The following is an 18,478-nucleotide window of genomic DNA, read 5'->3' as shown; positions in this document are numbered from 1 at the left end:
GCATCGCCCGCCTGCACAACCTCACCCTCGCCGGATAGCAGAGAAACGCAGGCCATCCTGCCCGGCAAAGACCAATTACGGGACAACCCTTAGGCTGCTCGTAGCCGCTGGTTGTGGGCCGGGCCTCGTCTCTTCTGGGGAGGCTGCATGTCCACGGCTGGCTGTGGCACGCATACGGCGGCGATCGTGGACCGGGACGGGGCGATCGTCACGCAGGCTGACGTGCTCCTACAGGTGGAGTGGTCCCGACTGCTCGACGAGGTGTCCACGGCACGCGTGCTGATCCAGCCCGACGGCGACTGCTGTGCTGCGCTGTCGAAGGTGCGCACATGGCGGCACAAACTCGCGATCGCCCGGGATGGCCAGCACGTGTGGGACGGGCCGATCATTCAGGCCGAGTGGCGTTTCGGGCAGGTCGAGCTCTGGGCCTCTGACGTGCTTGTGTGGCTTGACCGGCGGGTCCCGCATCAGTCGATCACCTTCGCGCGCCGGGACCTGACGGAGATCGCGGCGTGGCTGATCGAGGACGCCTTCGCTCCGGACGATCCGGGTCATGAGGTGACGCTCGTCGGACCGGCCAGGGTGGATGGCGGCCGCGCATACATCGTCGACGACGGGCAGACCGGCGACCATCTGCGCGACCTAGCCGACACGGGCCTGGACTACACGGCTGTCGGGTCGAACATCATCCTTCTGCCCGAGGACTGGTCGGCGTCGGTGGGCATGCTCACTGACGCCGACTTCCCCGAGGGCCTGGTCGTCGCTGAGGACGGCGCGCAGCTCGCCACCCGGTGGGTCGTGCACGGCGACAGCGGCATCAAGGGCGTTTCAGGCGGCCCGGATGCCTACTACGGGCTGCTGGAGCGCAGCGTGGAAGAGAAGTCGGTGACGACCGACGAGTCGGCGGTCGCAGCCGCACGCTCACGCCGTGCGGCGAGCTACCCGGTGCCAGTGTTCCTTGCCTCCGACGAGGTGACGCTGTCGCCGGAAGCCGCAGTCGACGTCGCGCAGCTCGTGCCCGGCTGGTGCGTTGACGTGGCGACACAGGCCACGTGCAGGCCGCTGACGCAGCGGCTGAAGATCGCCGCCGTCAAGGTCGAGGAGGACGGCGACGGCGAGAGCGTGAAGGTGACGCTCGCGCCGGTCAGCAGCGACTTGGAGGACTGAGCCATGGCGCAGCGAGCATCGGCCGCACGCCGTACCCCCGGGGATCCGATGGCGGGCGTCCTGAAGGATCTAGGACGGCGGGCGCGGACGGCGTCGAGGACCCCGGGCCGCAAGGGCGAGCGTGGGCCGCAGGGTGAGCAAGGGGTGCCCGGCGAGCGTGGGCCGCAGGGTGAGCAAGGGGTGCCCGGCGAACGTGGGCCGCAGGGTGAGCGTGGGGAACAAGGGCCGCCCGGAGCGCCTCCCGTCGGCGCCGTCGTCGTGACCGGTTCGGACGGCCGCGCAACGTGGACGTTCCCCACACCGTTCGCCGCGCCGCCGGTCGTTGGCGCGCTCGCTGTCGATCCCACGCCGAGTGATGACCGCGCCGTGTCCGTGACGCTTGAGGAGTGCACGGCCAGCCGCGTGACGGTGCGCGTCTGGCGTACTCAACCGCTGCTTGGGCTCGGGCTGCTGCCGACGGTCCCGGCCGGGCTCGGCGTGCAGGTGCACGTGACCGCCAGCGGAGTTCTCGCGCGCTAGCCTTCTGCTGCCGCTGGTTTTGGGCCGGGCGCCGATCGAACCAGATGGGGAGTTGCTGTGGCCCGCGCCTGCGTATGCGATGACTACTTCACCGTGGATCCGACGGGCGAGCTCTGCCTGAAACCCGGCACGATGGGCCTGCGCGGCCGGGTCATCTTCGACGAGGTCGGGGTCCGCCAGTTTGAGAAGGCCGACTATCCGTGGCTTGCTCGGGTTCGTGTTCAGGTTCAGGGCGGTGGCGGCGGCTCGGCCGGAGCAACCGCGGACTCGGGCGAGCTGATCGCGCGGCCGGGTGCGCCGGCCGGGGCCTGGGCGGAACGGCTCATCGAGGCGAGCGCGCTCGGCGCGGTGGAGACCGTCGTTGTCGGCGCGGGCGGTGTTGGGGGGACCGGCAACAACGCGGGCGGCGCGGGTGGCACCAGTTCCTTCGGCGGGTTCGTCATCGCGGCCGGTGCCGAGGGCGGCGCGGCGAATCCTCCGTCGGGGACGGCACCCGTAACCGCGCGCGGACCAGGTGGCGCTACGACTGGCACCGGAGATCTCGTCATCGGCGGAGGCGGCAGCGGCGTAGCTCTACGACTCGATGCCAACAACGGTTTCTCGGGTGCGGGCGGAGACAGTCAGCTTGGGCACGGAGGGAACGAGCGACGGGCGAACGGCAGTGGAGAACCGCCGACCGGGTGGGGCGCCGGCGCGGGCGGCGCGTTCTCGACGAACGGGAGCGCGCAGACGGGAACAGCGGGCGGCCAGGGCGTAGTGATCGTCGAGCTCTACGGCTGACCTGAACAGGAGGGGCCGAAAGCTAGACTCGTCATTGCCGCTGGTTCTGGGCCGGGCCAAGAAGACACACCCCGGAGGGTGGCCTTGGCCAGGTGTCAATGCGGCGGAGGCGGCTGCCAGTGCGTGGTCGTCGGTGGAACAGGTACGACGGTCACCGGAGGCGGCAGCACTGCCAACCCTTATGTGGTGAGCGCGGCCGTCACGTGTGATCAGGTGCGGCCGTGCCTGTCGGCCGGTCCGGGAGTCACGTACGACTCGGCGACCGGCGTCATCGGCGCGGACGTCTCGGACACCCCCGGCAACAACCTCGTCATCGACGAGAACGGGCTGTTCGTGCCGGCTGGGGCGGCGACGGTGAGCACCGGGTGCGGTGTTCTGGGCGACGGTTCGGCGTCCAGCCCTGTGCGCGCGAACACGGCTGCGTTGCCCGGGTGCCCGGAGGCCGCGCTCCAGCCTGTCTACTGCCGGTCTGACGGGACGCTCGCGACGGTCCCGGAGAAGCAGACGGCCACGCTCCAGATCGATGCGCAGCCGCCCGGGTCCGGCTGTCTCCTGGTCAATGACCTCGCGGCCGATGACGGGGTGTTCCACACGATCGCCACTGGCACGGGTTCGATCACGAACCCGTCGCCGTGTCTGCCGATGACTGTCCGGCTGTCTGCTGGTGTCCGGCACGCCCAGTATGTGGCGCGGGGCCCGGGGGACAACGAGATCGAGATTGGGGCCAGGGTGACCCTGTCGGGTGCCATCAACCAGGTGCTCACGCAGCTCGTCGCCCACCAGCATTGGCGCGCGGAGAACATCGCGGACGGGGACCGGTGGACGTACGACAGCGTCGGCGCGTATGACGACGTGTCGTTCACGCTCGCCCCGGGGGCGTCCGTGAACGTGCTCCTGGAGGGGACGCTGTTCAACGCGCAGAGCTCCCCGACCTCGTGTATCAGCACGCCGAAGTTCCGCTTGAGCGCCGAGGGGGTCAACGACTGATGCGCATCGACGACGTCGACAGTGTGCATGCGCTGGTACACAACGCGAGCGGCAGCATCAGCATCGTCCAGGGAGACGATGCCTGGACGGTGCCGGCTGGGTTCACCGAGGCGACCGGAGAGCAGCGGGAGGAGATCCTCCAGGAGCTGTTCTACGGGGTCCGCACGGAGCCGACGGGGCCGACTGCGGAGGAGCAGGGGGCGCGCGACGCGGTCCGCGCCGGGAAGATCGACGCGGCCAAGGCTCTGGTCAGGCTCGGCCTGACGGCGGAACAGGCGCACTACGTGACGGGCGTTCCCGTCTCGGACATCAACGGAGCTGGCTGACGTGGCGACCTGTCGAGGCATAGACGTTTCCGCCCACCAGCCGGCGCAGGACTGGGGCACGCACAAGCGGAACGGTGTGGTGTTCGCGTTCGCCAAAGCGTCCGAGGGGCAGCGGTCCCGGGACGCCCGGTTCGCGCAGCACATCGCCGCTATCAAGGCCGCCGGGCTCATCCCCGGCGCCTACCACTTCGGGTGGCCGAACCAGGACGCGGCGAGGGAAGCCGCGAACTACATCGGCGCGGTCAAGCCGCACGCGGACAAGGGGTTCGTCCACTGGCTCGACCTGGAGCGGTACCCGGACGGCAAGAACTACGCGGGGCGTACCTCGGCGCAGATCAAGGCGTGGGTGTCCACGTGGATCGACGCGGTGGAGAAGGCGTTCCCCGGGCAGCGGGTCGGGATCTACACCAGCGGTGACGACGTCGCCCAGGGGCATGCCCCGGGCGGTGTCCCGCTGTGGTACCCCGCCTACCCCGGGGCGAGCGTGGACACCTACGCCGAGGCCGAGGCTCGGCCGGCCCCGTCGCCGTCCGGGCGGACGCCGCTGATCTGGCAGTTCACCAGCGACCCGGCGGGCTCCGGACCGAACCTCGACCTGGACATCGCATACATGTCCGCTGCTGCGCTTCGCGCGTGGGCAGCGGGCTCGACGACGAGCAACACGGGCAGCGGGACGGAGGACGACGGCGTGGGCATCGCGAAGCTCAGCGAGGTGAACCCGAAGAATGTGCCGCTGAAGTCGGGGGAGTGGACGCGGCTGGCGTTCAAGGACGCAGTGATCCACGCCGGGCCCCGACAGCTCGTCGGGCCGGCGTATGTACAGCTGACGTTCGCCCCCGGAACGCCGGCCGGGACGACCATCGAGGGCCGGTTCTACTCCACCGACCCCGACGGGTCGGAGGAGTCCGGGTACGGCGACATCGGGCCGATGCCGCTCCCTGCGTCGGGTTCGGTGCAGATGCTGCACAACGTCAACGTTCCGGCGGGCAAGCACCTGCGGTTCATGGTGCGGGCGGTGTCCCCGGCCGGGCAGCCGGTCGCCCTCATCCATCGTTTCGTCGCCAGCGACTACGTCGCCTGATCGGAGGTTGACCGTGGGAAGCCTGTTTCCGTCCGTCCTGCGTACCGTCGTCCCGCTCGTCGCCAGCTGGATCATCATTGCTCTCACCGGTCTCGGATTCTCCGTCGACTCCAACACGGCGCAGACGGCGATCGCGTTCGCCGTCGCCGGCGCCTACTACGTCGTGTTCCGGGTCGTCGAGCGGATCGTCGAGAAGGTCGGCGGCCCAGCTTGGCTCAAGGGCGCGGCGGGCGCGCTGCTTGGTTACGCCCGGCCGCCGCGGTACAAGTCGACGGACGACGTCGCCGAGCTGATTCGGCAGAGCCGCACATGAACGCCCCGCAGGACCCAGGTGTCTACATCTCCCCGGCGCAGACCTTCGAGGAGGTGCGTGGGCTCTCGCGGAAGGTGGACCAGATCGACGGCAAGCTCGACCGCATCCTCGACGAGACGCGTGAGATCAAGGGAGACCTGTCGGACCACGAGTCGAGGATCCGTGCGCTCGAACTGGGAGAGACGGAGCGGCAGAAGCGGGAGACGGCGCGGATCGATGAGCTTGAAACGCGTCGCTGGCCTCTGCCTGCGATCGGTGCCGTCGCCGCCCTGGTCGGCGCGGCTGGCGGTGTCGCCGGGTTCATCCTGCGCTGACGCCGTCCCGAAGCGAGACCCCGTCCTCTCCTCTCCGCTCCGGGGGAGGGCGGGGGCTCTGCCATGCTGGCGGGCATGAGCTACGACCTCGAGGAAGCCGACCGCACGATTGAGGCGGCGCTTGCGCGGATGCCCCGCCGTACGGGCGCCGAGGACTTCGCGGAGTTGCAGGCCGCTCGGCGGGCGGCCGAGGCCGCGCCCTGGCCCGAGCCGACCATCATCCCCATGCCTGACTTCCCGTTCATGTGGCCGCACCCGCTCGCCGGCACGGTCCGGTTCCCGTGCACGCTCGGGTGCGGCTGGCACCACGACGAGCAACCGGGCCTCGATGCGGCGACGGAGCGGCTCGTCCTCCCGCTCGACCCGGAGCAGCTCGACCAGGCGCTCACTGCGCAGGCGGAGACGCGCGCCGAAGCGTTCCGGGCGCGCGTTGAAGGTGCGATCGCGGACCACTTCGAGCAGGAGCATTTTGACCGCTGAAGCCGCCTGCGGGCGATGTCAGTGCCCGGCGCTACGGTGAGCGTGTCCTTATCCGTACGGCTGCTGGCTGCGTCGCTTCGGTAGGTTGCTGCGCCCCCGCTCGGTGAATCCGAGCGGGGGCGTTCCTTGTCATGCGGCAGGCTCGACGTCGTCTCGCGTGAGCTCGGCCCAGAGGTCGAGCAGCCGCCGGTACTCCTCGGCGCGGCTGGGGCTGGCGGGTTGTCCCATGAGGTGTCGAATCAGGTGGTTGACGTCGTCGTGGGCAGGCGTCACCTGGCCGTGAGGCCGGGGAAAGGTGGGCATACCTGCACCGTACGGGTGACCACTGACAGGTGGTGGGTCAGGCAGCGGGCTTGAGTTCCTTGAGCATCACGGCGTACAGCGGAGAGTCTGGGAACGGCTGACGCTCACCGACCTTCCGGTACCCCCAGCTCTCGTACAGTGCCTGCAAGCGTGGGCGTTTGGTGTCGACAGTGAGCACGGCAAGCGCCTCTGGCCGGTCGGCGAGCAGTGCGGCATGCAGCTGCTCCCCGAGACCCTGCTTGCGCCACTTCAGCCTGAGCATGAGTTCCGAGACAGAGAACGTGGACGTATCAGCCGGCACCTCGTCCAGGTACTCACGCCACCATTCACGGCCAGGCTCGCCCGGCGCCCCGTAGGTGAACCCGACGGGTTCACCGCCGTCGTAGGCGACCACGCACGCGAACTCTTCCCGGCCGCCCCAGTGGTCCACGAACCAGGGGAACCGTTGCACGAACTCCTCATGGCGCCTGTCGGCGTAGGCGTCGGCGTGAACGTCGAGCAGGGTTTGCCGGATGTCGGGAAGGTCGGCATGGCCGTAGTGGCGTAGCTGAACTGCCGTGGTCAACGGGCGCTCCATTCGGATCGGTAACGGTCGGCCCACTCGCGCGCCACCTGGGCAGACGGCGCATGGGTGAGAAGGTCACGATAGAAGTCGCCGAGCAGGACCCGGAGGCGGCCGGGTAGCGGGCTGCCTGACATCAGATTGAAGACGCCCTCGGTGGACGCGCAGGCCTGCTCAGCGTCGCCCTGGTGGAGTTGGGCGACGGCGAGGTGGACCGTGGTCATCGCCCGGTTGCGCCGGTACTCCTTGGGCAGGGCGGCAAGGGCCCGGTACGAGGCGGCCTCGGCCTCGGCGGGTTGTCCGAGGTACTCGCGGACGATCGCGGCCAGGGCGTGGAGTTCTGCGGGGCCGTAGAACGCCACCCAGCCCGGCCGCGGCTGTGGCTGCGCCTTGCCCAGGGCCTCCTCGGCGTATCCGAGAGAGCGGACAGCCGCTTGCGGGTCTTGATGGGCGTGGCCGATGGCGGCTCGGGCGTGGGCTAGGGAGCCGAACAGCGGATCACGGCGGGTGATCTTGGTGGATTGTGCGGCCTGAGCAGCGGCGATGCCCTGGCCGATGTCGCCGCGCTGGTGGGCGAGGATGGCGGTGGAGTTCCATACCCGCATCTGGGCCACGGGGTCCTGTGCCATCCCGGCGAGCCGGAGCGCCTCGTTCAGGTGGGTCTGCGCACGGTCGAGCTGGCGGGCGTCGATGCAGGACCAGGCCGCCATGGCGGTGTAGTCGGCGGCGACACTGAACAGGCGTTGCCTGATGCGCTGTGTTGCGGCCTTGCCTTGAAGATCGACGGCTTCGGTTGCGCCGGCGAGAGCCTTGCGTTCGAGATCGGTGTGTCCACCCCGGCTCTGGTCCAGGGCGGTCAGGCGGTCCATGCCCTTACGGAGCCGGATCACGTCCGAGGTGCCAACGCTGGATGGTCGCGCGGAAACGAGGGGTATGGCGACGGCGGCGGCGGTACCTCCGGCGCCGGCCAGGAAGCGTCGGCGGATCACGTCGGGGTCCTCCTGCGGCGGTGCTGGCGACCCTGGCGGGTAGAACCCGAGGGCCTCGATGGTGCACCGAAATACTGCCTCCAGGGCGTTGCGCTTGGCACAGTGAGGCCAAGTGGATTTTCCGGTCAGCCACGTCCGTACGGTGCGATCCCCTACGCTGTCCCGCTCGCCTGCGGCCAGTAGCTCAGCATTGACGGCCTTGGCTAACTCGGCTTGCTGAAAGCCTCGTTCGGTCATGGCGATCTTGAGGCGGAAATTTCCGGTCACCTGCTCACCGTAGCCCTGTGCTGACGACCGGTGAATGTGGACGGCCGGAAATTTCCGGTGGGCTGCGACCACTCACCCCGCTGTTTTTCCTGCCCCTTACCGGCCCCTGCCCGTTGAACTGAACACGCATCGCGCCGGGCTGCAACCCCGGCCGGTATCGCTGGCTCGTCCCCTACCCGGGGATGGGCCGCTTTGGCAGACAACCACCGAGGGGCAGCGATGACCCACACCGCCCAGGAGCAGCACCCCAGCACGAGCACCACCCACAGCAGCAGCACGCCGGTCGCCTGCGCACAGCTGATAAGCCCCCACGCCCGTGCCTACGCCTCCCGCCACGGCGACCCGCTGAAGTGGTCCGCCGAGAAGTGGCGCACGTACCTCGAACTCGGGGGCGGCTCGTGACGATGACCGCGCAACGCACGGCCGGGTCCGGACACCCTCGATACGCCGAGAACCACCCCCGCGTGGAGGGGACAGCCGTCCATGCGCGCCGCCTAGTCCGCGCCGCTTTCGCCCTGTGGGACCTCGACCACCTCACCGAACGTGGGGAACTGGTCATCACGGAGCTCGTCGCGAACGCCGTCCGGCACACCTCATACCCCACGGTGCGTCTGATCGTCTCGTGCCCCTCCCCGGGACGGGTCCGCCTGGCGGTGGTGGACCGGGCGCCCAGGCAGCTGCCGGTGATGCGGCAGGCCCGCGCCGATGACGCCTCCGGCCGCGGCCTGGTCCTGGTCGACGCGTGCTCCGACCGATGGGGGTACGACCTCATGGGCAGCAAGCCGGGCGCGCCGTGGGGCAAGGCCGTGTGGTCCGAACTGGGGGTCACCGGCCAGTGATGCTCGACGGCCTCGACACCGCGTTACGCGAGATGGAGAGCACCGGCCGATGCCGCCGATGGTGGCACCTGATCGGGTGGCGACAAATCACGGCGCAGCTCCTTTTCGTCCTCGCGGCCGTCGCCTTCGTGACCACCTTGCTCTGCTATGGCCGATGAACCCCGGCGGCCGGGCGGTGCGCGTGAGGGTCCCGCCCGGCCGCCGGTCCAGCTCTGCCCCCGACCCCTCCGCCCCTCCCGCGCTCGTGTACGGGTCCGGGGCGGCGTACGACTCCCGCGCGGGAGGACTCCGGTAAGACCCCGCGTGGGACGGTCCCCCACCCCCGAGGGGACCCCGGCCGCCCGCCGGTTCAGGACGGCGGGCGGCCTGATCAAGCCCCAGCTGGGGCCGCCTCGTTGCTGCACTCCGTCCCAGCCGGGCCTTGCTACCGCTGATCGCCGAGGAGGCACCTTGAACGGCACCGTCTTACCGCAGCCCGCCGACCTGTTCGCGCTCAGCACCGACCGGATACGCCGCGCCGCAGCCGACCTGTGGCCGGACGAACCGCTGACCCTGGGCGATCACGTCCCCTCGGTCACCGGCTACGTGCACCGCGCCCGCGTCGGCGGGCGTGACGTGTTCGCGAAGGACTCCGTCCTTGGCCTGTCCCTCGTCTCTGTACTGCGCGGCGTGGCCGGGGACCGCGACAAGGTTCGTGCGGCGCAGGCCGCCTACGCCACCTCACCAGCTTCCCTGCTTGCGCGGGAAGCCGGACAGCTACGCACCTTGGACGCCGCCGGGGTGAGGGTCGCTCGCTGCGCCGGTTACGCGGCCGGGGTGCTGTTCACCGAGCCCGTCACCGGCCCGACGCTAGCCGATCTGATCACCAAGGACCCTGAGCGGACGGGAAACTTGCTCACGGCGGCCGTGACCGGCCTGTCAGGGCTTCAGCATCCGGACGTGGTGGCTCAGGTTGACGCCGCGCCGATCGCGGAGCGGAGCATTGACGGTACGTTCCGCCGGAAGTTCAACGGCGTCACCGGACGCCTCTACATCGGGCGCCTTGGTGTTGACCGGCTCGACGAGTGCGCCCGCCAGAGCGTGGCAGCCGTGGTCGGTATGGTCGTTGCCCGGCTGCTGAAACTCCGCCTCGCCCCGACAATCGGCCCCACAGTGATCGTCTACGGGGACCTGAAGCCGGAACACGTGCTGTTCCCCGACGGCCCGGACGAACAGCCGGTGTTCATCGACCCTGGCCTGGCCCGCGGGCCCGCGCACCACGACGCCGCAAAGCTTGTCTCCCGCACGTTCCTCACGCTCATTGCCGCTCCGCCCGTGGACGCCCCGGCCTGCGCCGTGGTGGACGGGATCGCCGCGTTCGTCGCCGAACAGACCTGCCCGTTGCGCGGCCCCCTGCGCGGCCTGTGGCTGCGGCGCCTGCTCGTGACGTGGCTGATGGACACGGTCAACATCCTGACCACCTACCTTGCTGCGCCTGCCGCGCTGCCGCTGCCTGAGCACGCCCAGGCCGTCATCGACCAGACGCAGGCTGTGTGCACGCTCCTGGACCAGATCAGCGCCCAGCTCGTGGGCGGGACCGACCCGGACGGGGCCTGGCGGCTCGCGCTGCGCGCTGTGACGAAGGCGGCGGCACGGTGACCGCCCGCACGGTGGGCATCATCGGCGCTGGCGCGGTCGGACAGACCGTCGCTGCGCACCTCGTCGGCGAACCCTGGTGTGAGCGGCTGCTGATCGCCTCCCGCACCAGCGAGAGCGCCGAGGGTCTGGCCGTTGATCTGGACGACATGGCCCATCTCGTCTGCACCAGCACCCGCGCACATGCCTGCGCGACAATCGCCGAGCTGGACCAGGCGGACGCGCTGGTCATCTGTCCCCGCGCCACGTTCACCAACACCGCCACCCGCAACGTGCGCATGGCCGGACTCGCCGCGAACGCCCCGCTGATCGCCGACCTCGCCCACACCCTCACCGGCTACAGCGGGCCCGTGGTGGTGGTCACCAATCCCGTGGACGTCATGTCGCGACTCTTCGCCACCATCAGCGGAGCCCCCACGTACGGGATTGGGTCGGCGACCGACACCGCCCGCTACCGTGCCGCCCTCGCCGCCCATCACCGCGTGCCTGTCGAAGCGGTGGACGGGTATGTGATCGGCGAGCACGGCGACGGCGCGGTCATCTGCGCTTCCACCACCACCATCAACGGCCTCCCGTGCACGGTGCCCCTCGACGTTGTACGCGCCGAACTCACCGGCCGGCCCCGCCGGATCAACGCCGGGATCGGCCGCACTCGCCACGGCCCGGCTGCCGCCGTCCTGTCCGCACTGCGCAAGCTCCTTGTGCAGGAGGACGGAACCGACGTCCTGTCCGTCAACCGCGCGGGCGTATGGCTCGGAATCCGGTTGCACATTCGGGCCGGCCACCCGACCGTTCAGCCCCTGGAGCTGGACCCGCACGAGACAGCGGACCTGCTCACGGCCCGCACGAAGCTCGAAGCCGCCTACCGCCAGATCAGCCACCACGAACAAGGAGCTCACACACCGTGTCTCTGACCGCAACCCGTATTGCCGCCGACACCGCAACCGTCACGGTCGCCAGTCACACCCCGGCCGTGGCCGACTGGTCCCGCCGCTACTTCGGCCCCTGGTGGAACGCCGAACTCACCGACATCCGCGACGGCTCCGACGCCATCGCCGCCGGCGGCGGCCTGGTCCTCGCTGACGTCGAACCGTCCCGTGCCGACGACATCACCACCCTCGTGACCGACTACGGCTATGAAGAGACCACCTACGCCAACGCCCGCACCCTCGTAGCCCGCCACGACGGCATCACGTACGCCGTGCAGCCAGAGGAGCGGATCGGCTACCAGGCCGACGGCCGCCGCCTGGTCATCGTCGGCAACCAGGCCGAACCGGTCGCCGTCGCCGCCGCCCGCCTCGCTCGCGAACTCGTCCGCGGCCAGCTCCTCGCCGACGGCTGGACCGTGCTGCACGCCTCCGCTGCCACCCAGAATGGGGACGCGGTCCTCACCCTCGGCGACAAGGGAGCGGGCAAGACCACTACCGGCCTCCTCCTCGCCCGTGCCGGGTGGGGGCTGCTCGCCAATGACCGCGTCTTCGTCCGCCCCGACGCGGACGGCCGCGTGCACGTTCTGCCGTGGCCGTCGGCCGCCGCGCTCGGCCTCGGCCTGCTCGATGCGACCGGCTTGTACGACCAGGTACGGCAGAGGGTTCTCGCTGGCGGACAGCTCCACCCCACCCAGCACCCCAAGGTGACCGAGGCCCTTATTGACGGCCGCCGCGAGCCGCTGTGGCGCGAGGACGGCAAAGAGCTGAAGCCCCAGTTCTTCCCCGATCAGCTCGACTCGTGGCTCGGCCTCACCCTGGCCACCGAAGCTCGCGTGGCCGGGCTCCTCTTCCCGACCATGAGCCCCGACGCGACACCGGCACCCGTCGACAGCGACCGGCACCTGACCGACGCGGACGTCTTCGACGACGCGACGGAGGACCGGTACCCCGACATCTTCGGCCTGACCCCCACCACCACGACCGGCACGCAGGCCTTGACCGAGCACCTGGCCCGGCTGCCCCGCCGCTCGCTCATGCTCAGCCACGACACCGATGCCTCCGCGGCACTGCTTGCGAAGACCGCCGAGGAGCTCACAGCCGCACCCTGACCGGGCGGCACACCCCCAATGCCCCCTGCCGGTGCGCTCCGTTGCTCTACCTGCCCCGGCAGGGTTCCATCACTGCGACACAGAGGAGAGGCATGTTCGTCCACTCTGACCGTCTGCCGACGAGCACGGCGGTCCCGCAGGGAACCATCACCCCGCAGCCGTGGGGAGTCGGCCGTATGGCGCCGTACCCCACGATGGCCCCGGGGTACACCACCGTCCGACTGGACCCCGACACCCAGACCGCCAAGTTCTTCGACGCGAGTGGCCAGGTCATGGAGATGCCAGGCCACGGAACCAGCACTGGCACCAGCCCCTCCACGGGCACCAGCCCCGACGGCAACGGCACTACCCAGGACAGCGACACCGGGAGCGATGGCGATCAGTGACTGATACGCGTCCGGTGCTGGTCGTCACCAGCCTGCACGACCCCACCGCCGACGTGGTGATTCGCGAGCTGCACGACCGGGACATCCCGGTCGTGCGGCTCGACTCGGGGGACTTCCCCGCATCAGTGTCGGTGGAGGCAGAGATCACCCCGCGCGGGATCGAGGGCCGCCTCCTCACCCCCTCCCGCACCGCGGACCTGGCCAACGTCCGCGCCATGTATTACCGCCGGCCGACCGGGTTCGCCTTCCCGCACCTCAGCGACCAGGACGCACGGTTCGCCATCACGCAGGCCCGGTACGGGCTCGGCGGGGTGCTGGCCGCTCTGCCGGGCTGCCTGTACGTGAACCACCCGCACCGCATCGGGGATGCGGAGTTCAAGCCGTCCGGGCTCGCCGCGGCGGTAGAGGCCGCCTTCCTGGTGCCGCCCACGCTCGTCACGTCCAGCCCCGACGCGGCCCGGGCGTTCATCAAGCGGCACGGCTCGGTCATCTACAAGCCGCTGCACAACCCCGTGTACCGGGTTGACGGGGTGTCGAACGTCGTCAAGGTCGCCGAGGTGGCTGCTGCGGATATCGATGGCGGTGTAGCGGGTACGGCGCACCTGTTCCAGAAGCGCATCCCCAAGACCGCGGACGTACGGGTGACCGTCATCGGCAGCCGGGTGTTCTGCGTCCGCATCGACTCCGGCCTGTTGGACTGGCGCACCGACTACGACCGGCTCAGCTACACGCCCGTGGAGCCGCCGCCGGGCATCGAGTCGGCGCTCCGCTACTACATGGACCACTTCGGGCTTGTCTTCGGGGCTTTCGACTTCTGCGTGGCCGAGGACGGGCAATGGTGGTTCCTGGAGTGCAACCCCTCCGGTCAGTGGTACTGGCTGGAACCTGAGACGGGTCTGCCCATGTGCGCAGCCCTGGCCGACCTGTTGGAGAGGAAGACCACGACGTGACCGACGACAAGGGCCTCCGCCTCGCGCTCGCCGAGCGCCTGGTCGGCAGCGGCCACCTGCGCACCGACCCATGGCGGGCCGCCGTCGAAGCCGTGCCCCGGCACGAGTTCCTGCGCGGCGGCTACTTCGAACGGACCGACAGCCCCGGCCCCACCGCTTGGCAGCCGGTCTTCCCCGATGACCCCGGATGGCTGGGAGGCTGCTACCAAGACGCCTCCCTCGTCACCCAGATTGCTGGGACGATCGTCCCTCGGGACATCCGCGGCGAGATCCTGCGCGAGCCCAGCTCATCAAGCACCCTGCCGGGCCTCGTCGTCCGGATGCTCGAAGACCTTCAGGTCGAGGACGGCAACCACGTCCTGGAGATCGGCACGGGCACCGGCTACTCCACCGGCCTGCTCTGCCATCGGCTCGGCGAAGAGCTCGTGACGTCCATGGAGGTCGACCCGGAGGTCTCCATCCGAGCCCGTGCCGCGCTTGGACATGCCGGGTACGCGCCGTTCCTGATTGCTGGCGACGGGTTGGAAGGCCACCCCAACGGCGCCCCGTACGACCGGCTGATCGCCACCTGTGGCGTCACCGAGCTCCCGTATGCGTGGGTGGAGCAGACTCGGCCCGGCGGGATCATCCTCGCCACCCTGTCCGGCTGGCTCTACTCCTCAGAACTCGCCCGGCTCACCGTGGGCAAGGACGGCACCGCCCGCGGCCGACTCCTTGGCGGACAAGTCTCATTCATGATCGCCCGCCCCCAGCTGCCGCCCCCGGCCGGTCTCCTGCCCGACGTCGACGACGGCGAGGAACGCACCACCCTGCTCGCTGCTGACGCTCTGGACGACTGGAACACGCGCTTCGTTGCCCAGATCGCCGCCCCTCACGCGCAACGTCTCAGTCTCAACCGGGACGGCCGCGCCGAACACCTCCTGATCGACGTGGACGCCGGCGCATGGGCCGCTGTCGTTCGGGATGGTGAGACCTGGACCGTTCGTCAGGGCGGACCCGCTCGCCTGTGGGACGACGTCGAGGAGACCGTCACCCGATGGCGTGCCGACGGCGCCCCGGGCTTGGATCAGTTCGAGGTCACCGTCACCCCCGAAGGGCAGACTGTGACCTGGTCTAGGGTCTGACGGCGACGAGGACCAGGAGGTGCGGACGATGGCGGAAGAGGAGCCCCTGCACGAGTGGGCAGCGCGACGGGACCGGCGCAAGGCTGTGGACCGGGAGATGACCGGAACACGCAGGGCTGTCCCCCTCGCCGACGGAGCCCGCGCCTCCCACGTCGTCCCCAACGCTCCGCGCGCCCTGCTGGAGTGGGACGGACAGGCTTGGGTGACGGTCGGCGTCGCAGTGAACGCGGATGCCGCCCGGGAGTTCCTCGGACATGTTCCTGAGCCTGCCCCCGAGAGCGGGCCGGACGTCCAGCCGGCCCCGCCCGGTCTCGGCCCCGGCCGAGGACGTCACCGAAAGTGTTGACCAGGAACCGCGTGAACCCAATGGAGAACTTGATGGACGGAGCCACCTGGGACCTCGTCGAGCGTCTTCGTGACTGGCTGGACGCCGAGAGTCCTGTGACCGGAGACATGGCGAAGACCATGCGCGTGCTCAAGATCGGCGAGGAGTTCGGAGAGGTCGCCGAGGCGCTGCACGGAGCGATGGCCGCGAACCCGAGGAAGGGTGCAAGTCATACGTGGGATGACGTCTACAAAGAGCTGTGCGACGTCACGATCACGTCGCTCATCGCACTCGCCTCGCTGACGCCGGACGCGAGGAAGCTGTTCGACGCGCGGCTCCAGCACATTGCTGAACGCTCCCTCACGTCCTTGGACTGACCTCCGCCTCGGAGAGCCGGCCCCGGTTGCACCCTCGTGGCAGGGCCTCGTGCATAAGGCAGCGGGCCCGGCCTCCGAGGGGGAGGGGGAGGCCGGGCCCGCTGATGGGGGGATGGAGAGTGGTCTACGGGGCGGGGGTCAGGCCGCCGGGGCGTGCTCGACGTTCTCCTGAATTCCGAGGACGCGGAGGAGGTCGGCGGTCACGACGCGGTAGGTGCGTCCCGCCGGGATGACCTTGCACGGGAACTTCCCGGCCCGCACCAGCTCGTACGACTTCGTGCGCCCCATCCCGAATGCCTTACCGCCAGTTTCGACGTCGGTCGTCGGCGGCAGGTCGAGCAGGTCGCGAACGGTGAGCTCCTGATGGTCCGTGCTCGGCTGTCGGGTCATGTCCGTGCCACTCCCGTGCAACGTTGGAACGTTACTGCGCACTGGTGTGCGTAGTGCGCACAGTACGGCATGGGTTGATGCGAAACAACAGTTGGCGTACGTTAACGGCACCTGTACGCACTAGTACGCGCGCAGTGCGCGGTGAAAACGGAGGACTCCCATGGCCGGAGCGCGGCGCGCTGGCGGCATATCGAAGCGCTGCGAGTGCCGCGGCCCGGACAGCAAGAGGCTCGGCAACGACTGCCCGCAGTTGTCGAAGCGCAACCACGGGGCCTTCCAGCTCCGCCAGGAGATCCCCCCGGACTCGAAGGGCAACCGGAGGCCGTTCCGGCGCACCGGCTACGCCCTGGCCAAGGACGCACAGAAGGACCTCGACAAGGTCCGCGCCATCCTCGACCTGGTCGACAACGATGAGCACTACGCCGCGCAGGTCGGTGACCTCCTCGCCAAGGTGATGAGCGAGCGCGCGGACATCCCCGATGCGGCCGAGGTCAAACGACGCCTGGCCGGCGGCGTGGTCCTCGACAGCGATATGACGGTCGGTGAGTGGCTCGACGCGTGGGTCGCAGCGAAGAAGACGAAGCGGCGGACGACGAGCGGCTACGTCTCACACATCCGCGTCCACCTGGGGCCCGGCCTCGGGCGCCACCGGCTCGACCGCCTGAACATCGGCCACGTGCAGGCGTTCTTCGACGGGATCGACGATCAGAACGAGGTCGTCAGGGCGGAGAACGCGGCGCGGCGCGAGCAGGAGGCGCGCTGCAAGTGGCGCCCGGGAACCAAGGGCGGCCGGCCGTCGCCTGAGGTCTCCGCGCTGCTGGCGGCCGAGCGCGAGAAGCTGAAAGCTATGCCGCCGTACCGGCTGATCACGGGGTCGGCGACGAAGCAGCGGATTCGGGCGACGCTGCGGGCCGCGCTCAACGCGGCGATCCGAAAGCAGCTCCTGACTTTCAACCCGGCCGAGTGGGTTGAGTTGGAGTCCGGCAAGAGGCCGAAGGCCAAGCTGTGGACGCTGTCGAACGTCGCGCACTGGGAGCGCACGGGCGAAAAACCGTCACTGGTCATGGTGTGGACGCCGCAGCAGCTCGGCACGTTCCTCGACGAGGCGGAGAGTTCGCGCCTGTACTCGTTCTTCCATCTGATCGCCTTCCGTGGCCTGCGCCGGGGCGAGGGCGTCGGGATCGAGTGGACGAACATCGACTTGGACGCCGGCCTGATCACTCCGTCGAGGGCGCTCGTCGTCGACAACTGGGAGGTGTTCGAGGACGACCTGAAGACTGAGGAGTCGACGTCGACGATCGGCCTCGACTCCCTCAACATCGCCGTGCTGCGCGAGCGGCGCGCCCGGCAGCTCGCCGAGCGGGACGAGTGGAACCGGCACGCCGCGACGGAGCGCGCGAAGGGCAAGGACGTCGCCGACTGGGTCGACACGGGCAAGGTATGGACGGAGCCCGATGGCACATGGCTCCACCCCGAGAAGGTGTCGGACGAGTTCCGGCGGATCTGCAAACGTGTAGGGCTGCCGCCGGTCAACCTCCGGGACCTGAGGCACCTGGCTGCCACACTCACCCATGCGGGCGGGGGCGACATCTTCGCGGTAAAGAAGGTGCTGCGGCACTCCACGATCCAGCTCACGGGCGACACGTACACCGAACTGCTGGAGGACGTCGACCGGGAGATTGCGGAGAAGGCGGTGGGCCTGGTGCCCCGTGCTCGCCGGTCCCCCGAGGCCACGCCGCCCGAGGCGGAGAAGCCAGCTGAGGATGACGTAGAGGCCGACGATGAGGGCGGGGAGGGCGAGTAGAGTTCCGGGCGTGCAGTCGTCGAGGCCTCGTCATCTTCGCAGGTGGCGGGGCCTCTCTGCTCGCCCCGTGCTCGCCCGAACGTCCCGTCAGGGTCCGGAAGTACCTGGCAGAACTCGACAGCCGTGCGGCGGAGGTAGCAAGGTGGGCAGGCTTTTGACCTGCACGGTTCGGCACTGGCCGACACTCGACGGCATTGCCCGACACGACGCGCAATGACCGGGCACCGGTCTCATAATCCGTCGGCCGTGGGTTCGAGTCCCACCCGCCCCACCTTTGCAGGCTCCTGACCTGCGGAAACGTCCCTTCTGGGGTGCCGCTACCCCAACTCGGCCTCAACGGATTGAATCCGCTGCTCGTGAGTTCAACGCCATTGCAAGCGGCGTGGGTTCGAATCGCTCTGACGCGTAAATAGCATCAGGTCTAGGGTCAATACCAGTGACTTAAGGGTTTCGGCTGGTAGCGTGGCATCCAGGAGGTGCTGGATGCCACGCCCTGGGCAGGTCAAGCCGGAGACGGATGAG

The 18,478-nt window shown here is 69.5% G+C and carries 24 protein-coding genes; 20 read left to right on the top strand and 4 right to left on the bottom strand.

The features are described 5' to 3' along the window. The first annotated feature begins 147 nt into the window (after window positions 1–147). From ACZ5SK_RS47860 to ACZ5SK_RS47820, 9 genes are all read left to right on the top strand, one after another. A complete protein-coding gene (locus tag ACZ5SK_RS47860; RefSeq protein ID WP_361703545.1) occupies window positions 148–1,167 on the top strand; it encodes a hypothetical protein in 1,020 nt (339 codons plus the stop codon). A gap of 258 nt (window positions 1,168–1,425) precedes the next feature. Next, window positions 1,426–1,686 (top strand): hypothetical protein, encoded by a 261-nt coding sequence (locus ACZ5SK_RS47855; protein WP_334580226.1) that lies wholly within the window; start codon window positions 1,426–1,428, stop codon window positions 1,684–1,686. 57 nt (window positions 1,687–1,743) lie between these two features. Continuing rightward, complete coding sequence (locus ACZ5SK_RS47850) at window positions 1,744–2,466, top strand: glycine-rich domain-containing protein (protein WP_361703541.1); 723 nt, start codon at window positions 1,744–1,746, stop codon at window positions 2,464–2,466. Window positions 2,467–2,652: 186 nt separating this feature from the next. Continuing rightward, complete coding sequence (locus ACZ5SK_RS47845) at window positions 2,653–3,453, top strand: hypothetical protein (RefSeq protein ID WP_361703538.1); 801 nt, start codon at window positions 2,653–2,655, stop codon at window positions 3,451–3,453. Then, a complete protein-coding gene (locus ACZ5SK_RS47840; protein WP_361703535.1) occupies window positions 3,453–3,779 on the top strand; it encodes a hypothetical protein in 327 nt (108 codons plus the stop codon). The genes ACZ5SK_RS47845 and ACZ5SK_RS47840 overlap by 1 nt, the downstream gene beginning before the upstream one ends. A gap of 1 nt (window position 3,780) precedes the next feature. Further along, window positions 3,781–4,860, top strand: a complete 1,080-nt coding sequence (locus ACZ5SK_RS47835) for a glycoside hydrolase family 25 protein (RefSeq protein WP_361703533.1) — start codon at window positions 3,781–3,783, stop codon at window positions 4,858–4,860. A gap of 13 nt (window positions 4,861–4,873) precedes the next feature. Continuing rightward, window positions 4,874–5,173: a hypothetical protein gene (locus ACZ5SK_RS47830; protein ID WP_361703531.1), complete on the top strand. Its 300-nt coding sequence runs from the start codon at window positions 4,874–4,876 to the stop codon at window positions 5,171–5,173. Next, on the top strand, window positions 5,170–5,487 hold the full coding sequence (locus tag ACZ5SK_RS47825; protein ID WP_361703529.1) for a hypothetical protein: 318 nt from the start codon (window positions 5,170–5,172) through the stop codon (window positions 5,485–5,487). Before ACZ5SK_RS47830 ends, ACZ5SK_RS47825 begins: the two co-directional genes overlap by 4 nt. Before the next feature lie 75 nt (window positions 5,488–5,562). Further along, window positions 5,563–5,967 carry a hypothetical protein gene (locus tag ACZ5SK_RS47820; RefSeq protein ID WP_361703527.1) on the top strand — a complete coding sequence of 135 codons (405 nt, stop codon included), beginning with the start codon at window positions 5,563–5,565 and terminating at the stop codon, window positions 5,965–5,967. 129 nt (window positions 5,968–6,096) lie between these two features. Here ACZ5SK_RS47820 and ACZ5SK_RS47815 read toward each other — a convergent pair whose 3' ends face one another. The 3 genes from ACZ5SK_RS47815 to ACZ5SK_RS47805 are packed head-to-tail and all read right to left on the bottom strand — an operon-like array spanning window position 6,097 to window position 8,088. After that, a complete protein-coding gene (locus ACZ5SK_RS47815) occupies window positions 6,097–6,270 on the bottom strand; it encodes an oxamate carbamoyltransferase subunit AllH family protein (protein ID WP_361703525.1) in 174 nt (57 codons plus the stop codon). A gap of 37 nt (window positions 6,271–6,307) precedes the next feature. After that, a complete protein-coding gene (locus ACZ5SK_RS47810; protein WP_361703523.1) occupies window positions 6,308–6,847 on the bottom strand; it encodes a GNAT family N-acetyltransferase in 540 nt (179 codons plus the stop codon). Beyond that, window positions 6,832–8,088: a tetratricopeptide repeat protein gene (locus ACZ5SK_RS47805; RefSeq protein WP_361703520.1), complete on the bottom strand. Its 1,257-nt coding sequence runs from the start codon at window positions 8,086–8,088 to the stop codon at window positions 6,832–6,834. Before ACZ5SK_RS47805 ends, ACZ5SK_RS47810 begins: the two co-directional genes overlap by 16 nt. A gap of 219 nt (window positions 8,089–8,307) precedes the next feature. Between ACZ5SK_RS47805 and ACZ5SK_RS47800 the strand changes: the two genes are divergently transcribed. From ACZ5SK_RS47800 to ACZ5SK_RS47755, 10 genes are all read left to right on the top strand, one after another. Then, window positions 8,308–8,490 carry a hypothetical protein gene (locus tag ACZ5SK_RS47800; RefSeq protein WP_361703517.1) on the top strand — a complete coding sequence of 61 codons (183 nt, stop codon included), beginning with the start codon at window positions 8,308–8,310 and terminating at the stop codon, window positions 8,488–8,490. Window positions 8,491–8,492: 2 nt separating this feature from the next. Beyond that, window positions 8,493–8,927 (top strand): ATP-binding protein, encoded by a 435-nt coding sequence (locus tag ACZ5SK_RS47795; RefSeq protein ID WP_361703515.1) that lies wholly within the window; start codon window positions 8,493–8,495, stop codon window positions 8,925–8,927. Window positions 8,928–9,377: 450 nt separating this feature from the next. Then, the gene (locus ACZ5SK_RS47790; protein ID WP_361703512.1) at window positions 9,378–10,565 is read left to right on the top strand and encodes a phosphotransferase; all 1,188 of its coding nucleotides are present in this window, start codon (window positions 9,378–9,380) and stop codon (window positions 10,563–10,565) included. Continuing rightward, window positions 10,562–11,476, top strand: a complete 915-nt coding sequence (locus ACZ5SK_RS47785; RefSeq protein WP_361703509.1) for a lactate/malate family dehydrogenase — start codon at window positions 10,562–10,564, stop codon at window positions 11,474–11,476. The genes ACZ5SK_RS47790 and ACZ5SK_RS47785 overlap by 4 nt, the downstream gene beginning before the upstream one ends. Beyond that, on the top strand, window positions 11,467–12,600 hold the full coding sequence (locus ACZ5SK_RS47780) for a hypothetical protein (RefSeq protein ID WP_361703507.1): 1,134 nt from the start codon (window positions 11,467–11,469) through the stop codon (window positions 12,598–12,600). The genes ACZ5SK_RS47785 and ACZ5SK_RS47780 overlap by 10 nt, the downstream gene beginning before the upstream one ends. Before the next feature lie 92 nt (window positions 12,601–12,692). Then, the gene (tgmA, locus tag ACZ5SK_RS47775) at window positions 12,693–12,986 is read left to right on the top strand and encodes a putative ATP-grasp-modified RiPP (protein ID WP_361703504.1); all 294 of its coding nucleotides are present in this window, start codon (window positions 12,693–12,695) and stop codon (window positions 12,984–12,986) included. Continuing rightward, the gene (gene tgmB / locus ACZ5SK_RS47770; RefSeq protein WP_361703501.1) at window positions 12,983–13,936 is read left to right on the top strand and encodes an ATP-grasp ribosomal peptide maturase; all 954 of its coding nucleotides are present in this window, start codon (window positions 12,983–12,985) and stop codon (window positions 13,934–13,936) included. The genes tgmA and tgmB overlap by 4 nt, the downstream gene beginning before the upstream one ends. Next, window positions 13,933–15,060 (top strand): ATP-grasp peptide maturase system methyltransferase, encoded by a 1,128-nt coding sequence (gene tgmC / locus ACZ5SK_RS47765; RefSeq protein WP_334580246.1) that lies wholly within the window; start codon window positions 13,933–13,935, stop codon window positions 15,058–15,060. The genes tgmB and tgmC overlap by 4 nt, the downstream gene beginning before the upstream one ends. A 28-nt stretch (window positions 15,061–15,088) precedes the next feature. Next, window positions 15,089–15,406 (top strand): DUF6087 family protein, encoded by a 318-nt coding sequence (locus ACZ5SK_RS47760; protein ID WP_334580247.1) that lies wholly within the window; start codon window positions 15,089–15,091, stop codon window positions 15,404–15,406. A gap of 32 nt (window positions 15,407–15,438) precedes the next feature. Continuing rightward, complete coding sequence (locus ACZ5SK_RS47755) at window positions 15,439–15,762, top strand: MazG-like family protein (protein ID WP_334580248.1); 324 nt, start codon at window positions 15,439–15,441, stop codon at window positions 15,760–15,762. Between the two features lie 138 nt (window positions 15,763–15,900). Here the strand turns inward: ACZ5SK_RS47755 and ACZ5SK_RS47750 are convergent, their stop codons facing one another. Continuing rightward, window positions 15,901–16,152 (bottom strand): DNA-binding protein, encoded by a 252-nt coding sequence (locus ACZ5SK_RS47750; RefSeq protein ID WP_334580249.1) that lies wholly within the window; start codon window positions 16,150–16,152, stop codon window positions 15,901–15,903. Window positions 16,153–16,312: 160 nt separating this feature from the next. Between ACZ5SK_RS47750 and ACZ5SK_RS47745 the strand changes: the two genes are divergently transcribed. Then, window positions 16,313–17,956, top strand: a complete 1,644-nt coding sequence (locus tag ACZ5SK_RS47745; protein ID WP_334580250.1) for a site-specific integrase — start codon at window positions 16,313–16,315, stop codon at window positions 17,954–17,956. Window positions 17,957–18,478: the final 522 nt, after the last annotated feature.

The sequence above is a fragment of the Streptomyces sp. NPDC031474 genome, from assembly GCF_055581185.1.
Note: the sequence above shows the minus strand (reverse complement) of the source record. Positions and strands in the feature narration are given on the sequence as shown.

What these genes read in the sequence shown, in the direction of transcription:
- ACZ5SK_RS47860 (WP_361703545.1), top strand. Translation starts at nt 148, where the DNA reads ATGTCCACGGCTGGCTGTGGCACGCATACGGCGGCGATCGTGGACCGG.
- ACZ5SK_RS47840 (WP_361703535.1), top strand. Translation starts at nt 3,453, where the DNA reads ATGCGCATCGACGACGTCGACAGTGTGCATGCGCTGGTACACAACGCG.
- ACZ5SK_RS47825 (WP_361703529.1), top strand. Translation starts at nt 5,170, where the DNA reads ATGAACGCCCCGCAGGACCCAGGTGTCTACATCTCCCCGGCGCAGACC.
- ACZ5SK_RS47820 (WP_361703527.1), top strand. Translation starts at nt 5,563, where the DNA reads ATGAGCTACGACCTCGAGGAAGCCGACCGCACGATTGAGGCGGCGCTT.
- ACZ5SK_RS47815 (WP_361703525.1), bottom strand. Translation starts at nt 6,270, where the DNA reads ATGCCCACCTTTCCCCGGCCTCACGGCCAGGTGACGCCTGCCCACGAC.
- ACZ5SK_RS47810 (WP_361703523.1), bottom strand. Translation starts at nt 6,847, where the DNA reads ATGGAGCGCCCGTTGACCACGGCAGTTCAGCTACGCCACTACGGCCAT.
- ACZ5SK_RS47800 (WP_361703517.1), top strand. Translation starts at nt 8,308, where the DNA reads ATGACCCACACCGCCCAGGAGCAGCACCCCAGCACGAGCACCACCCAC.
- ACZ5SK_RS47795 (WP_361703515.1), top strand. Translation starts at nt 8,493, where the DNA reads ATGACCGCGCAACGCACGGCCGGGTCCGGACACCCTCGATACGCCGAG.
- tgmA (WP_361703504.1), top strand. Translation starts at nt 12,693, where the DNA reads ATGTTCGTCCACTCTGACCGTCTGCCGACGAGCACGGCGGTCCCGCAG.
- ACZ5SK_RS47760 (WP_334580247.1), top strand. Translation starts at nt 15,089, where the DNA reads ATGGCGGAAGAGGAGCCCCTGCACGAGTGGGCAGCGCGACGGGACCGG.
- ACZ5SK_RS47755 (WP_334580248.1), top strand. Translation starts at nt 15,439, where the DNA reads ATGGACGGAGCCACCTGGGACCTCGTCGAGCGTCTTCGTGACTGGCTG.
- ACZ5SK_RS47750 (WP_334580249.1), bottom strand. Translation starts at nt 16,152, where the DNA reads ATGACCCGACAGCCGAGCACGGACCATCAGGAGCTCACCGTTCGCGAC.
- ACZ5SK_RS47745 (WP_334580250.1), top strand. Translation starts at nt 16,313, where the DNA reads ATGGCCGGAGCGCGGCGCGCTGGCGGCATATCGAAGCGCTGCGAGTGC.